Raw genomic sequence first — 14,061 nt, 5'->3', positions numbered from 1 at the left:
TAGCGGTCGCAGCCATTGCGCACGGGAGTCATGTTGGAAAACTACTATCGCGAGCTGGTGTGTTTCCTGAACGCCAGGCTAGGCAACCGCCAGGCGGCCGAGGATGTGGTGCATGACGCCTATGTACGGGTGCTGGAGCGCGCCAGCGACACCCCCATTGAACAGCCCCGGGCGTTCCTCTATCGCACGGCATTGAACCTGGTGATCGACGGGCATCGGCGCAATACCCTGCGCCAGGTCGAATCCCTGGAGGTGCTGGACAGCGAAGAGCGCTTCTTCACCCCGTCGCCCCATTCCAGTCTCGACCACGGCCAGCGCCTGGACATGCTCCAGCGTGCCCTGGCCGAGCTGCCGCCGCTGTGCCGCGAGAGCTTCCTGCTGCGCAAGCTCGAAGGCCTGTCCCACCCGCAAATCGCCGAGCGCCTGGGCATTTCCCGGGCACTGGTGGAAAAACACATCGTCAACGCCATGAAGCACTGCCGCGTTCGCGTGCGGCAGTGGGACGCGCATTAATCTGCCCACGCCGGTCGCCTCGCGGTAAATTTTTTTTCATTGTCCTCGTTCCTCTCAACACACGACTTGTTGGCCCCCTAAACGCTGGGCAGGTCACCCCAGGCTTTTCGCGCCCTGTTGAGGGCTTTTCCAGAGGACACTGGACATGACACAGGCAATTGCATCGCCCATCGTTCACGACTTGATCGGCATCGGTTTCGGCCCCTCGAACCTGGCGCTGGCCATCGCGCTGCAGGAGCGCGGGTCGGTCCAGGGCGAGCTGGACGTGCTGTTCCTCGACAAGCAGGCCGACTACCGCTGGCACGGCAACACCCTGGTGACCCAGAGCGAGTTGCAGATTTCCTTTCTCAAGGACCTGGTGACCCTGCGCAACCCGACCAGCCCGTATTCGTTCGTCAATTACCTCAAGCACCATGGCCGCCTGGTGGACTTCATCAACCTCGGCACCTTCTACCCGTGCCGCATGGAGTTCAATGACTACCTGCGCTGGGTGGCCGGGCATTTCACCGAGCAGAGTCGCTATGGCGAAGAAGTACTGCGCATCGAACCGCTGCTGCACAACCAGCAGGTCGAGGCGCTGCGGGTGATTTCCCGCAATGCCCAGGGCGAAGAATTGGTCCGCAGCAGCCGTGCGCTGGTGGTCAGTGCCGGCGGCACGGCGCGCATCCCCGAGGCATTCAAGGCGTTCAAGGACGACGCGCGGGTGTTCCACCATTCCCAGTACCTGGCGCGTATGGCGAGCCAGCCGTGCGTGAAGGGCCAGCCGATGAACATCGCGATCATCGGCGGTGGGCAGAGCGCGGCGGAGGCCTTCATCGACCTCAACGACAGCTTCCCTTCGGTGCAGGTCGACATGATCCTGCGCGGCTCGGCCCTCAAGCCGGCGGACGACAGCCCGTTCGTCAACGAAGTGTTCTCGCCGGAGTTCACCAACCTGGTGTTCCAGCAACCCCACAGCGAGCGCGAGCGCCTGGTCAACGAGTACCACAACACCAACTATTCGGTGGTGGACATCGACCTGATCGAACGCATCTACGGGATTTTCTATCGCCAGAAAGTCTCCGGCATCGCCCGTCATGCGTTCCGCACTCTCACGACGGTGGAGAAGGCCACGGCCACCGACGCCGGCGTGGAGCTGGCAGTGCGCAACAACGCCACCGGCGAACTGACCGTGCGCCGCTATGACGCCGTGGTGCTGGCCACCGGTTACGAGCGGCAGATGCACCGCACCCTGCTGGAGCCGCTGGCTCAGTACCTGGGGGATTTCGAGGTGGATCGCAACTACAAGCTGATCACCGACGAGCGCTGCAAGGCGGCGATCTACATGCAGGGCTTCTGCCAGGCCAGCCATGGCCTGAGCGACACCTTGCTGTCAATCCTGCCGGTGCGCGCCGATGAAATCGCCGGCTCGCTGTATGAGCACGGGAACAATCGCGGGCAGGCGCGTCCGGTGCGCGATCAGTTGCTCGCCGCCGTATAGGCCCTGTGGGAGCGAGCTTGCTCGCGAAGGCGTAGTGTCAGTCACTTCAATATTGGCTGAACTGACGCCATCGCGAGCAAGCTCGCTCCCACAGGTCATAGGCCTGGCCTTGGGTCACTCGCAGGAAATTCTTCAGAAACTTCCTACACTCACTTCACAGCCTCCTGCTGTTTGAAAGGCTCGGTTCGCTGTTCCCTCGTATTGGCAGTCTGAACCCCTCAGCCGGTCCACCCTGACTGAATGTGCAGTCGACGGTGCGCCGGGCCGACTACGCCAAGCGAAACACCCTGACCAGATGATGCTGCTTCTTCGCACAGGCCTGGTGGCGCTGTTGCTGGGCTCATTGAGTGTGGTGCCACCGGTGGGCGCGGCCCCCGAGGCGCTGCAGGTGCTCGGGCGCTCCAATGTGAGCGATTATTCGGTGTCCCTGGACGATGCCGACTGGACCTGGCTGCGCCAGAAGGGCCCGTTGCAACTGGGCGCCTCGGCGCCGGACTACGCGCCGTTCAGCATCACCGGCAATGGTCGCGACTATGAAGGCCTGACCGCCGACTATGCGCAATTGCTCGGGCAACTCCTGCACGTCAAGGTGCAGGTCCAGCGCTATCCATCCCGTGCCGAATCGCTCCAGGCCCTGCGCGGCGGTGAGATCGACATGCTCGGCACCGCCAACGGCTTCGAAGCCGCCGATCGGGACCTGGCGATGTCCCAGGCCTATGCCGATGACCTGCCCACCCTCGTGGCCCGCATCGACGACAGCCAGGACTTGCCCACCGACCTGGCGGGCAAGCGCGTGGCGATGCTGTATCACTACTTGCCGCCGGAGACGGTCGAGGCGTTTTATCCCGAGGCTTCCTTGCGGTTGTTCCCCTCGACCTTGAGCGCCATCGGTGCCGTGGCGTTTGGTCAGGCCGACGTTTATCTGGGGGATTCGATCAGTTCCAACTACCTGATCAGCAAGAATTACCTGAACAATATTCAACTGGCCGATTTCTCGCGCATGGAAGTGCAGCCGTTCGCCTTCGCGGTCAGTCGCGACAACGCGCGCCTGTTGCGCATCATCAATGCCGCGCTGCAAGCCATTCCCGCCAGCGAACACATGAGCATCCTGCGGCGCTGGAGTGCCGGCGGCGTGAGCCTGCCAGGGCAGCAGGCACTGCATTTCAGCGTCAAGGAGCAGCGCTGGCTGGATGCCCACCCACGGATCAAAGTCGCCGCCAACGAAAACTTCCTGCCGCTGACGTTCTTCGATGAACAGGGCCATTTGCGCGGTATCGGCGCCGATGTGCTGGCGAGGATCAGCTTGCGCACCGGTTTGAAATTCGATGTGCAGCGTGGCGGCTCGGTTGACGATTTGATCGGCCAGATCAAGAGCGGCAAGGCCGATGTCTTGGCGACCGCCATACCCAGCACCGAACTCGAAGACGAGTTGCGCTTTACCCGACCGTACCTGACGAATCCGTTCGTGCTTGTGGTGCCCGCTCGGGCCAAGGGCCCGCTAACCCTGGACCAGATGGCTGGCAAGCGCCTGGCGCTGGTGCGCGGCAGCGTGTTGCGCGAGTTCCTGCTGGAGCAGTTCCCCCGCGTGCAGTTGGTGACGGCACAAAACACCGCCGACGCCATGGCCATGGTCGCCGCCGGCACGGCGGACGCTGCGGTCAATCCGTTGATCAGCGCCCGCTACATGATCTCCCGCCAGTATCGCGACAAGCTGCAGGTCACCAGTACTGTCGGCACCTTGCCCGCGCGCGTTGCGTTGGCGACGAACCGGGGCGCATTGGAGCTTTACTCGATTCTCGACAAGGCGCTGTTGAGCATTTCTCCCGAAGAGATGGACGAGCTGACCAACCGCTGGCGCAGTGAGGTAGTGATCGACGACAGTTACTGGCTGCGCAACCGCACCACGATTCTCCAGGGGTTCACTGTCGCTGCGCTGCTGTTGCTGGTGACCTTGGGCTGGGTCATTTACTTGCGGCGCCTGCTGGAGCAATTGCGCGTCGCCAAGGAAAGCGCCGACGACGCCAATCGGGCCAAGACCACCTTCGTGGCGACCATGAGCCATGAGATCCGCACACCGATGAACGCGGTGATCGGCCTGCTGGAACTGGCCCTGAAAAAAGCCGACCAAGGCGTCGTGGACCGGTTCGCCATCGAGGTCGCGTCGGGGGCCGCCCATGGCATGCTGGACTTGATCGGCGACATCCTCGACATCGCTCGCATTGAGTCGGGCAAGCTGTCGCTGGCGCCGCAACGGGCCAATCTGCACGAATTGACCGAGTCGGTGGCGCGGATTTTCGAGGGCCTGGCCCGGCAGAAACACCTGCGCTTGCAACGGGTGCTGGACGCCGGGGTCAACCGTGACGTGTTGATCGACCCGTTGCGCTTCAAGCAGATCGTCTCGAACCTGTTGAGCAACGCCATCAAGTTCACCGACCAGGGCGAGGTGCGCCTGAGTGTGAGCGGCGAGCCGGACGTTGAACACGGGCGCCTGGGCATTTGCCTGCGAGTCGAGGACACCGGCTGCGGGATTTCGCCTGAGGACCAGCGTCGCCTGTTCAGCCCCTTTACCCAGGCCACCCACACGACCCAGTCGGCCCGCAGCGGTTCCGGGCTGGGGTTGGTCATCAGCCGCACGTTGTGCGAAATGATGGGCGGCACCCTGACGTTGCGCAGCGCGGCGGGGGCGGGCACGCAGGTTGAGATCCTGCTGGACCTGCCCCTGCTCGATGCCTTGCCGACCGCGCCGCCTGTCGAGGCCGAGGCGCTGGTGCCGGGCCGGGCGCTGAGTATCCTGGTGGTCGACGACTACCCGGCCAATCGCTTGTTGCTGTCCCAGCAACTGGGCTACCTGGGCCATCGTGTCCAGGAAGCGCAGAACGGTGTCGAAGGTCTGCACGCCTGGCGCAGCGAGCACTTCGATGTGGTCATCACTGATTGCAACATGCCCTTGATGAGCGGCTATGAACTGGCGCGGGCCATTCGCGACGAAGAGCATGCGCAAAACCTCTCGCCCGGGGTGATCCTGGGGTTCACGGCCAATGCCCAACCTGAGGAAAAGGACCGCTGCGCCGAGGCCGGGATGGACGATTGCCTGTTCAAACCCATCAGTCTTCGGGCGCTCAACGCGTGCCTGGCTTCGGTCACGCCGGACGTGGGGGCGCCTCAGCCCGACGACGGCATCGATTTGACCAGCCTGGAACAACTGACCGGCGGCGACACGACCGCCATCAGGGCACTGCTGGAAGAACTGGTCAGCAGCAATGCCGACGATCTAGCGCGACTGTTGCATCTGTCCAGCCGACAAGACTTGCCGGGCCTGGCGGACCTGGCGCACCGGATCAAGGGTGGAGCGCGGATCGTTCAGGCGCAACGCCTGATCGCCGCCTGCGAAGCGCTGGAAAACGCTTGTCGGGGCGACGACACGTTGTTGCTCGCCCAAGCCGTGGAAGATATTCGCCAAGCCATCGAGCACCTGGCGGAACAACTGAAGACCTAACAAGGGCTTCGTCTGGCTTCATTTTAGGAATAGTCCTACATCGTCTTTCAAAAGCTTCCTCTAGCCTGACGACCCTTAATGTTCTTGAGCCGGTTTCTACCTGGCGCGTTGCTATTGGAAAGCTTGCCATGCCGAACAAAGCACTCCGTATCTTGATTGCCGACCCACACCATGCTCATCGAATCGTGCTGGAGCGCCTGTTCAATCAACAGGGCTATTTCCGGATTGTCCCCGTGAGCCATGTGCAAGAGTTGCTGACGCTGGTGGAGTACGGCAGCGAGCCCTTCGACCTGATTGTCGTCAATGCCGGGCTGGCAAGCGGGGCGTTGGACTTGCACGATTTTGTTATCTATAGCCCACAGGTTCGTCACGGGATGATTTACAACGCGCAACCGGCCAGCCTGTCGCCGGTGCCTGTCGCGCGCCGATCGAGCATGCACCTGAGCCAGGCGCCACTGCCTGACCTTGTCTCCCTGCGGCGCCTGATGGAGCGGGTCGACCCTCAAGCCAGTGAGTCGTTGCAACCGTGGACGCGTGCCCTCAGGCAGGGCCGTGGACGCTGAGAAAGACCGCTGGTCTGCACTGTCGGATCTGACAGGTGGCAGGACCTGGCGCTTGTGCAAGAGTCCGGTGCAGTCATGGCGCCGGTGCCGTTTGTAATGACCTGGGGAATTGCCTTGAAAGACGTGTTGATCGTGGATGACCACCCTGTCATACGAGGGGCGCTGCGGCTTATTTGCCAGAATGAGGCGTTCACCCACATCCGGGACGCCGGCGGCACGGCTGATGCCAGGGCCCTCATCAAGGAGTGCGCGCCGGACCTGGTGATCCTCGACCTGGTGATGAACGGTTTCGATGGCCTGGACCTGCTGGTCTGGATCATGGCCCAGTTCCCTGAATGCAGCGTGCTGGTGTTCACTTCCCAGGATGCGCAGCACTTCTGCAACCGCTGCATCTCGGCCGGGGCCCGAGGTTTTGTGACCAAGAAAAGCGACCTCAAGGAACTGACCAAGGCCATCCAGGCCTTGAAATCCGGTTATGCCTATTTTCCACAAATGTCCGTCAGGCTGGATTTTCAGCAACGCAGCGAACAGCAGGCCCTGGAAAGCCTCTCCGCCCGCGAGTTGTCCATCCTGCGCATGCTGGCCATGGGCATGCGCGGCAAGGACATCGCCGAAAGCCTGTTCCTGAGCCCAAAAACCGTCAGCACCTACAAGACTCGGCTGTTGGAAAAGCTCGGCCTGAAATCCTTGGTGGGGCTGTCGGAGTTTGCCAAGCGCAATCACCTTTGAATGAGTTACACCAAATAATGTGGGAGCGAGCCTGCTCGCTCCCACAGTTTTTTGATCGCTGTTCTCTAAATAGAACGCTAAGGCCGGTTTTTGCAGTCTAGTGCTGCAAAGGTGTCGGTTCTAAGCTGTGTCCATTGAATCGCAGCGCCTGATTTTTGGAGACACAGCATGAAAAACATCATCGGCCTCTACACCAGTCCGCGGCCCCATTGGGTCGGCGATGGCTTCCAGGTTCGCACGCTGTTTTCCTATGACAACCTGGGCAAGCACGTCAGCCCGTTCCTGCTGCTGGACCACGCCGCCCCGACTGAATTCACGCCCACCACCGAGCGTCGTGGCGTCGGCCAGCACCCGCATCGCGGTTTCGAAACCGTGACCATCGTCTACCAGGGCGAACTGGAGCACCGTGATTCCACCGGCAGCGGCGGCAAGATCGGTCCCGGCGACGTGCAATGGATGACCGCCGCGTCCGGCATCATCCACGAAGAGTTCCACTCCGAAGCCTTCGCCCGGCAGGGCGGGTTCATGGAGATGGTCCAGTTGTGGGTCAACCTGCCTGCCAAGGACAAGATGGCCCCGGCCGGCTACCAGACGATCCTCAAGGGCGACATTCCGAACATCGCCCTGAAAGACAACGCCGGCAGTCTGCGCCTGATCGCCGGGCGCTTCGAAGGGCATCAAGGCCCCGCCAGGACCTTCACGCCTATCGATGTCTGGGACATCCGCTTGAATGCCGGGAAAAACCTCATTCTCGACCTGCACGAAGGCCACAACACCGCCTTGGTGGTCTTGCGAGGCTCGGTCCAGGCCAATGGTCGCGAACGGGTCGAGGCCGGGCAGATGGCCCTGTTCGACCGGGCTGGCGACCAATTGAGCCTGCAAGCCAATAACGACGCGGTGGTGCTGCTACTCAGTGGCGAGCCGATCGACGAACCCATCGTCGGCCATGGTCCGTTCGTGATGAACAGCGAGCAGGAAATCCACCAGGCCTTCAACGATTTCCACTCGGGGCGTTTTGGCCGGATGGAGGATTGAGGCGAAACAACAGCCACCCAGAACCCAGTGTGGGAGCGAGCTTGTGTGGGAGCGAGCTTGCTCGCGATAGCAGTCTGATAGTCGATGAGTCATTGGCTGATACACCGCAATCGCGAGCGAGCTCGCTCCCACAGGAGTTTTGTGAGGAGCTCTACAGCGTGGTCATTCTGTGCCAATCTTCGCCAATCGCCTTCCTGGAGCTGTCCCGATGCTGTCTCTGATCTCCGAGCACCCGCTGCTCTGTTCCCTGGCGCTGCTGGTGCTCGACCTGTTGATGTGGCGCCTGGTCAGTGCGGATCGGATCTATTGGAAAGTCGGCGCACGGCTGGTGATTTTTTCGCTGTTCAGCGTGCTGCTGTTCAACGAAGGCCTCAACCCCATGGTCCCGGCGCAGTGGGTCGAGGATGTGCCGCGGCACTTGGCCGCGACCGGCCTGCAGATCGCCTGGTGGCTGTTTGCCGCGCGAACCCTGACGGTGCTGATCGGCGCGGCGATGATGCAACGGGTCGGCCATACCGGGCGTTTGTTGCAGGACTTGCTCGGCGCGGTGATTTTCCTGATCGCCGTCATCGCCGCAATGGCCTACGTGCTGGATTTGCCGGTCAAAGGCGTGCTGGCGACGTCCGGCGCGATGGCGATCATCGTCGGCCTGGCCTTGCAGAGCACCCTCAGCGATGTGTTCTCCGGAATCGTGCTCAACACCACCAAGCCTTATCAGCTCGATGACTGGATTTCCATCGACGGCACCGAAGGCCGGGTCACTGACATCGACTGGCGAGCCACGCGCTTGCAGACCGCCCAGGGCAGCATGGCGGTGATTCCCAACTCGTTGGCGGCAAAGGCCAAGGTCATCAACTTCAGTCGACCCAGCGACGTCCATGGTTTGTCCATCAGTATCCAGGTCAGCCCTCACGCGCGGCCACAAACCGTGATCGACGCGTTGGAGCGGGCGATGATCGGCTGTCGTTCCTTGCTCGCCGTCCCGGCCCCCTGCGTGACGCTCAAAAGCAGCGGCAGTGGCGGGGCGGAGTACGAGATCAGCGGGTTCGTTGCCTCCATGGCCCAGAAGCGCACGGTGCGCAACCAACTGTTCGACCTGGCGTTCCGGCATTTGCAGGCGTCGGGCGTGAGCCTGTTGTCCACCAGTGAAAGCGCGGTGCCCCAGGAGGTGTCGCGACCCAGGGCCTTGCTGGAAAGCTCGAACATTTTCTCTACCTTGCGCCAGGACGAGAAAGATACCTTCAGCCAGAACATGACCCTGCAGACCTTCCGTGCGGGTGATGTGATCCTGGCGGCCGGGGAGGTCAGCGATCATCTGTTCATCATCGAGTCCGGGGTGGTCAGCGTGACCCTCATGCGCAACGGCCAGCCACTCGAGGGCGGGCGCATGGGGCCGGGGGAGGTGATCGGCGAAGCCGGGATCGTTGCCGAGCAGGCGGCGCTGGCGAATTTTTCCGCCAAGACTTTCTGCACCCTGTACCGCATCGAGAACAGCTACCTCAAGCCTTGCCTCGAAGCCCGTCGCGACATCAACGACGCGATGAAAAACCTGCTGGACGTACGCATGCACCTCGCCCAGAACCTGACCCGCGAAGCCCCCAAGCCGGTCGCCAAGAAACGCTTCCTGCAGTGGTTGCGCAATCGGGCTTGAACCGTATCTGAACGACAAGCACCGCTCCCTCGCTGTGTGGGAGCAGAGCTTGCTCGCGAAACCGGCGCCTCGATCTCTGAAGGACTGCATCGCACCCATCGCGGGCAAGCCTTGCTCCCACAATCCCCTCGCCACGATAGATTCGTGTTCTTCTCAAAGGATCAGCATCGGTCTCCCATTGGCCACCCGAACTTCCCAACAATTGGCTATTTGTACCGCGCCACTGCACGGCTAACGTAGCGCCACACCCAATTGTTCTGGAGTTCACCATGCAACCGCGCATCGATTTCTACACCGCGTCCCCTGACGCTTTCAAAGCCATGCTGGCCCTGGAAACCGCCGTCTCGAAGCTGGGCCTGGAGAAGTCCCTGCTGGAGCTGGTCAAGCTGCGCTCCTCGCAAATCAATGGCTGCGCCTTCTGCATCGACATGCACACCGCCGATGCCCGCAAGGACGGCGAGACCGAGCGTCGGCTGTACGCCGTGACTGCCTGGCGTGAAGCGCCGTTCTTCACCGGCCGTGAGCGCGCCGCTCTGGCCTGGACCGAAGCCCTGACCCGCCTGAGCGACACCCATGCCCCGGACGCGGACTATGCCCTGTTGAGCGAGCACTTCAGCCCCAAGGAAATGGTCGACCTGACCGTGGCGATCAACGCCATCAATGGCTGGAACCGCTTGGCAGTGGGCTTTCGCAAGATGCCTGAGGCGTAATCAGAAGAAAAATACCTGTGGGGGCAAGCCTGTGGGAGCAAAGCTTGCTCGCGATGAAGACACCTCGGTCTCAAAAGGACCGCGTCATCTTCATCGCGGGCAAGCCTTGCTCCCACAGGTCCGTGGAGGCCTCAGACCTTCAACACTTTGCCACTGGCCGCCACCGCCACCAGCGATATCGCAATCAACCCGAAGGCAATGCTCAGGCTGCTGCCATGGGCGACGAAGCCGATCAGCGCCGGGCCGGCAAGGATGCCGGCATAGCCGATGGTGGTGATGGCCGGAACAGCGATGGCCTCTGGCATCAAGGTCTGTTTGCCGACGGCGGTGTAGAGCACCGGCACGATGTTCGAACACCCGGCGCCCACCAACGCATAACCCAGCAGCGCGGCTTGCCACATCGGTGCGAGGGTCGCCAACAGGAATCCGGCTGCCGCGATCGATCCGCCATAGATGATCACGCGTTTGGCCCCCAGGCGATGCACCACTGAATCGCCGGTCAGCCGGCCGACGGTCATGGTCAGCGCGAAGGCGGCATAACCGAGTCCGGCATAAGCGGTATCCACCGCGCGTTCGGTGGTCAGGAACACGGCGCTCCAGTCCAGCACCGCGCCTTCGGCCAGGAACACGATGAAGCACAGGATGCCGATAAACAGCACCACGCCGTGGGGAATGGCGAACGCCGGTCCCGAGCTTTCGCTGCCGTAGGGCAGCAGGTGCGGCGCAGCCTTGAACAACGCCACCAGCAGCACCCCATTGACCACCAGCGTCGCCCCCAGCGGCGAAAGCCCCAGGCCAAGCAGGGCACTCACACCCGCCGCGCCAATGATCCCGCCGAGGCTGAACATGCCGTGGAAACCCGACATCATGGTCTTGCCACTGGCCCGCTCGACAATCACCGCTTGCAGGTTCACGGTCGAGTCCACGGTGCCGAGCCCGGCGCCAAACAGGAACAATGCGGCCACCAGCCAGGGCAGGGAGGTCATCGTCGCCAGCAACGGCAACGCCAGGCAGATCAGAATCGTGCCGCCGCTAAGCACCCGCCGGCAGCCGAACCGCGCCGCCAGCGCGCCGGATATCGGCATCGCCAGGATCGACCCGACCCCCAGGCATAACAGCAGCAACCCGAGGGTGCCTTCATCCAGGTTCGCCCGCACCTTGGCGTAAGGCACCAGCGGCGCCCAGGCGGCGATGCCGATGCCGGCGATGAGATAGGCGATGCGGGTGGACATCTGTTCCAGGCGTCCGGGAATAAAGGTGGGCGGGGGCGTAATGGCAGTCATGAAACGTCCTTGGCTTTCGGGCGGTGTGGTGCGGTGCGGCGGGTAGGGGCCTATGCTTGCATATCCACTGACCGCACTGCGACCCCAAGGTGCCGGCCAACGTGCAGGCTTTGCTCTCACAGCCTTTGCCAGCATAAAGTACCGGCCCCTGCTGGCTGATACCGGGTTTGGTCCATGACGAAGTTTTACGACGCGCGCGGCAATAACTATGGAGTCGTTTCACCGCAGCAGGTCCGTGACCACGGCATTGGTCTGCCCCAGTCAGCCGTCCAGGCTGCCCAGGCGCGTGAGTCCTGGTCAACGGCTGCCGTGCACGCGTTCTGCGCCTGGGCACCGGATGAGGCGCCGCCGGACGCCAAGGCCCATCGCAGTGACGGCCTGTTGATCGGCCCGTTCCAGAGCGAACCGCCTTTTGATCTGTTGATCGTCAACACCGACGGCACCCTGGCCGAGCGCAGCGGCAATGGCCTGACGATTTTCTCCCAGGCGTTGCAAGCGCAAGGTTTGATGCCAGGCGCGGGTGAGTGTGTGCTGCAGGTTCATCACGATAAACCCGACGGTTTGTCACCGTTGCAAACCTCGGTTCGTGCCGCTGAGTTCGACGGCGTTCAAGGCTTCTGGCTGGACCTGGGCAAACCGCTGTTCGGGGCCCAGGCTGTTGGCGCCCAGGAGGTTGAAAGCGTGATGTTCAACCAGTGCGATGTCAGCCGTGTGGCGGCGCTTCACCAGTTGAACCCAGCGTGGGGCCACAGCCAGTTCGTGAGTATCGGCAATCCTCATTGCGTGACGCTGGTGGCGGGTGTCGAGGCGTTGCCGGGCAATTCGCAGATGCGTGCTGCGGCGCTGTCGCAAAGCCTGACTCGGATTGCTTATGCGGCGCCCGGTGGGGCCGGCGTCCCGTGCCCGAGGGGGGTGAATCTGCAATGGGCCTGGCACGAAGCCGAAGGGCGAATCGCGGCCCGGGTGTTCGAGCGAGGTGAGGGACCCACGGCTTCCTCGGGCACCAGCGCCAGTGCCGTGGCCAGTGCGGCGTGGCGGGTGGGCTGGGTGCAGGCGGGGGCGGTGAGTGTGGTGATGCCGGGGGGCACTGCGCCGATTTTGCTGGAAGAAGAGGCGGGTGAGTTGGTGCGGGTCAGGCTGTTTGGGACGGCGCGGCTTGTGTCGTAGCGTTTTCTGGATGTTTTGCGGTGTGGCCGATGCCGTCTTCGCGAGCAAGCCCGCTCCCACAGTGGATCGGTGTTGGACACAACATTCATGTCCACTGAGGATCCCCTTGTGGGAGCGGGCTTGCTCGCGAAGGCGGCAGTACATCCAACCTGGATGCAACTGACCCACCGCTATTCAGTTCAACTGCTGCGCAAACTCCACCACCGGCATCTGCCGCTTCATCAGCACTTGGCCGTTGCGTATCGAGTAGAGCGGCAAGCCCTGGCTGCGGATCACTTCGTAGTCACTGTCCGCCGACAGGATCAGCAGGTTCGCCGGGCGCCCGGGTTCCAGGCCGTAGCGCTCGCCCAGGGCCATGGCCTTGGCGCTGTTGTCGGTGACCAGGTCCAGGGCGCTTTGCAGGTTGCGGTAGCCGAGCATGTGGCAGATGTGCAGCCCGGCTTCCAGCACCCGCAGGATGTTGCCGTTGCCCAGCGGGTACCACGGGTCGACGATGGAATCCTGGCCGAAGCACACGTTCATCCCGGCTTCGAGCAGTTCATTGACCCGGGTGACACCGCGGCGTTTGGGGAAGTTATCGAAGCGCCCTTGCAGGTGAATGCTTTCGGTCGGGCAAGAGACAAAGCTGATACCCGAGTGCCCGAGCAGGCGGAACAGTTTGGCGCAGTAGGCGTTGTCGTAGGAGCCCATGGCCGTGGTGTGGCTGGCGGTGACGCGCGCGCCCATGTCGCGGCTGCGGGCCTCTTCGGCGAGCACTTCGAGGAAACGTGAGTGCGGGTCGTCGGTTTCGTCGCAATGCACATCCACCAGGCAGCCGGTGCGCTCGGCCAGGTCCATGAGGAATTTCACCGAGCTGACGCCCTGGTCGCGGGTGTACTCGAAGTGGGGGATGCCGCCCACCACGTCGGCGCCCATGCGGATGGCTTCTTCCATCAGCTCGCGGCCGTTGCGATAGGACTCGATGCCTTCCTGGGGAAACGCGACGATTTGCATGTCGATCAGGTGACGGCTTTCCTCGCGCACCTCCAGCAGCGCCTTGAGCGCCGTAAGCTCGGGGTCGGTCACGTCGACGTGGGTGCGCACATGCTGGATGCCATGGGCGGCGAGGGCCTGGATGGTTTTCTTGGCGCGGGTCTTGGTGTCTTCCTCGGTGATGGTGGCCTTGCGTTCGCCCCAGCACTCGATGCCTTCGAACAGCGTGCCGCTCATGTTCCAGCGCGGTTCGCCGGCAGTGATGGTCGCGTCCAGGTGAATGTGCGGTTCAACGAAGGGCGGGACCACCAGGTTGCCGCCGGCATCGAGGTCTTCCGGGCCGAGGCTGGGTGCCTCGGTCTGGCGGGCGATGTTGGCGATCAGGCCGTTTTCCAGGTGCAGTTCATGCAAGCCTTCACGGTTACGCAGACGGGCGTTGATGATGTGCATCAGGCGAATCCT

11 protein-coding genes are annotated in these 14,061 nt (G+C 62.7%); 9 read left to right on the top strand and 2 right to left on the bottom strand.

Annotation, left to right across the window (positions count from 1 at the left end; translation table 11 throughout):
• Positions 1 to 30 precede the first annotated feature (30 nt).
• The 8 genes from F7R20_RS21175 (at position 31) to F7R20_RS21130 (ending at position 10,177) form a co-directional block, all read left to right on the top strand.
• Entirely contained in the window at positions 31 to 513 is a 483-nt protein-coding gene (locus F7R20_RS21175) for a sigma-70 family RNA polymerase sigma factor (protein WP_003203940.1), read from the top strand.
• Positions 514 to 658: 145 nt separating this feature from the next.
• Positions 659 to 1,993, top strand: coding sequence for a lysine N(6)-hydroxylase/L-ornithine N(5)-oxygenase family protein (locus tag F7R20_RS21170; RefSeq protein ID WP_003203939.1), 1,335 nt, complete (start codon positions 659 to 661; stop codon positions 1,991 to 1,993).
• A 295-nt stretch (positions 1,994 to 2,288) separates the two neighbouring features.
• Positions 2,289 to 5,489 (top strand): transporter substrate-binding domain-containing protein, encoded by a 3,201-nt coding sequence (locus F7R20_RS21160; protein WP_003203938.1) that lies wholly within the window; start codon positions 2,289 to 2,291, stop codon positions 5,487 to 5,489.
• 128 nt (positions 5,490 to 5,617) lie between these two features.
• Entirely contained in the window at positions 5,618 to 6,052 is a 435-nt protein-coding gene (locus F7R20_RS21155; RefSeq protein WP_003203937.1) for a response regulator, read from the top strand.
• Positions 6,053 to 6,166: 114 nt separating this feature from the next.
• Positions 6,167 to 6,781: a response regulator transcription factor gene (locus F7R20_RS21150; RefSeq protein ID WP_003203935.1), complete on the top strand. Its 615-nt coding sequence runs from the start codon at positions 6,167 to 6,169 to the stop codon at positions 6,779 to 6,781.
• 168 nt (positions 6,782 to 6,949) lie between these two features.
• Positions 6,950 to 7,816, top strand: a complete 867-nt coding sequence (locus tag F7R20_RS21145) for a pirin family protein (RefSeq protein ID WP_003203934.1) — start codon at positions 6,950 to 6,952, stop codon at positions 7,814 to 7,816.
• 208 nt (positions 7,817 to 8,024) lie between these two features.
• Positions 8,025 to 9,467: a mechanosensitive ion channel family protein gene (locus tag F7R20_RS21140; protein WP_003203932.1), complete on the top strand. Its 1,443-nt coding sequence runs from the start codon at positions 8,025 to 8,027 to the stop codon at positions 9,465 to 9,467.
• 269 nt (positions 9,468 to 9,736) lie between these two features.
• Positions 9,737 to 10,177, top strand: a complete 441-nt coding sequence (locus tag F7R20_RS21130; RefSeq protein ID WP_003203930.1) for a carboxymuconolactone decarboxylase family protein — start codon at positions 9,737 to 9,739, stop codon at positions 10,175 to 10,177.
• A gap of 131 nt (positions 10,178 to 10,308) precedes the next feature.
• Here F7R20_RS21130 and F7R20_RS21120 read toward each other — a convergent pair whose 3' ends face one another.
• Positions 10,309 to 11,460, bottom strand: coding sequence for an MFS transporter (locus F7R20_RS21120; RefSeq protein ID WP_003203927.1), 1,152 nt, complete (start codon positions 11,458 to 11,460; stop codon positions 10,309 to 10,311).
• A 174-nt stretch (positions 11,461 to 11,634) separates the two neighbouring features.
• Between F7R20_RS21120 and F7R20_RS21115 the strand changes: the two genes are divergently transcribed.
• Positions 11,635 to 12,627 carry a hypothetical protein gene (locus F7R20_RS21115; protein WP_003203925.1) on the top strand — a complete coding sequence of 331 codons (993 nt, stop codon included), beginning with the start codon at positions 11,635 to 11,637 and terminating at the stop codon, positions 12,625 to 12,627.
• Positions 12,628 to 12,801: 174 nt separating this feature from the next.
• Here F7R20_RS21115 and codA read toward each other — a convergent pair whose 3' ends face one another.
• On the bottom strand, positions 12,802 to 14,049 hold the full coding sequence (gene codA, locus F7R20_RS21110) for a cytosine deaminase (RefSeq protein WP_003203923.1): 1,248 nt from the start codon (positions 14,047 to 14,049) through the stop codon (positions 12,802 to 12,804).
• Positions 14,050 to 14,061 lie beyond the last annotated feature (12 nt).

This window comes from Pseudomonas brassicacearum subsp. brassicacearum, assembly GCF_008801605.1.
In the GTDB taxonomy this organism is placed as follows: domain Bacteria; phylum Pseudomonadota; class Gammaproteobacteria; order Pseudomonadales; family Pseudomonadaceae; genus Aquipseudomonas; species Aquipseudomonas brassicacearum.
Note: the sequence above shows the minus strand (reverse complement) of the source record. Positions and strands in the feature narration are given on the sequence as shown.

Excerpts from the sequence above, each read along its gene's own strand:
- F7R20_RS21175 (WP_003203940.1), top strand. The coding sequence starts at position 31 with ATGTTGGAAAACTACTATCGCGAGCTGGTGTGTTTCCTGAACGCCAGG.
- F7R20_RS21115 (WP_003203925.1), top strand. The coding sequence starts at position 11,635 with ATGACGAAGTTTTACGACGCGCGCGGCAATAACTATGGAGTCGTTTCA.
- F7R20_RS21145 (WP_003203934.1), top strand. The coding sequence starts at position 6,950 with ATGAAAAACATCATCGGCCTCTACACCAGTCCGCGGCCCCATTGGGTC.
- F7R20_RS21170 (WP_003203939.1), top strand. The coding sequence starts at position 659 with ATGACACAGGCAATTGCATCGCCCATCGTTCACGACTTGATCGGCATC.
- F7R20_RS21120 (WP_003203927.1), bottom strand. The coding sequence starts at position 11,460 with ATGACTGCCATTACGCCCCCGCCCACCTTTATTCCCGGACGCCTGGAA.
- F7R20_RS21130 (WP_003203930.1), top strand. The coding sequence starts at position 9,737 with ATGCAACCGCGCATCGATTTCTACACCGCGTCCCCTGACGCTTTCAAA.
- codA (WP_003203923.1), bottom strand. The coding sequence starts at position 14,049 with ATGCACATCATCAACGCCCGTCTGCGTAACCGTGAAGGCTTGCATGAA.
- F7R20_RS21155 (WP_003203937.1), top strand. The coding sequence starts at position 5,618 with ATGCCGAACAAAGCACTCCGTATCTTGATTGCCGACCCACACCATGCT.
- F7R20_RS21160 (WP_003203938.1), top strand. The coding sequence starts at position 2,289 with ATGATGCTGCTTCTTCGCACAGGCCTGGTGGCGCTGTTGCTGGGCTCA.
- F7R20_RS21140 (WP_003203932.1), top strand. The coding sequence starts at position 8,025 with ATGCTGTCTCTGATCTCCGAGCACCCGCTGCTCTGTTCCCTGGCGCTG.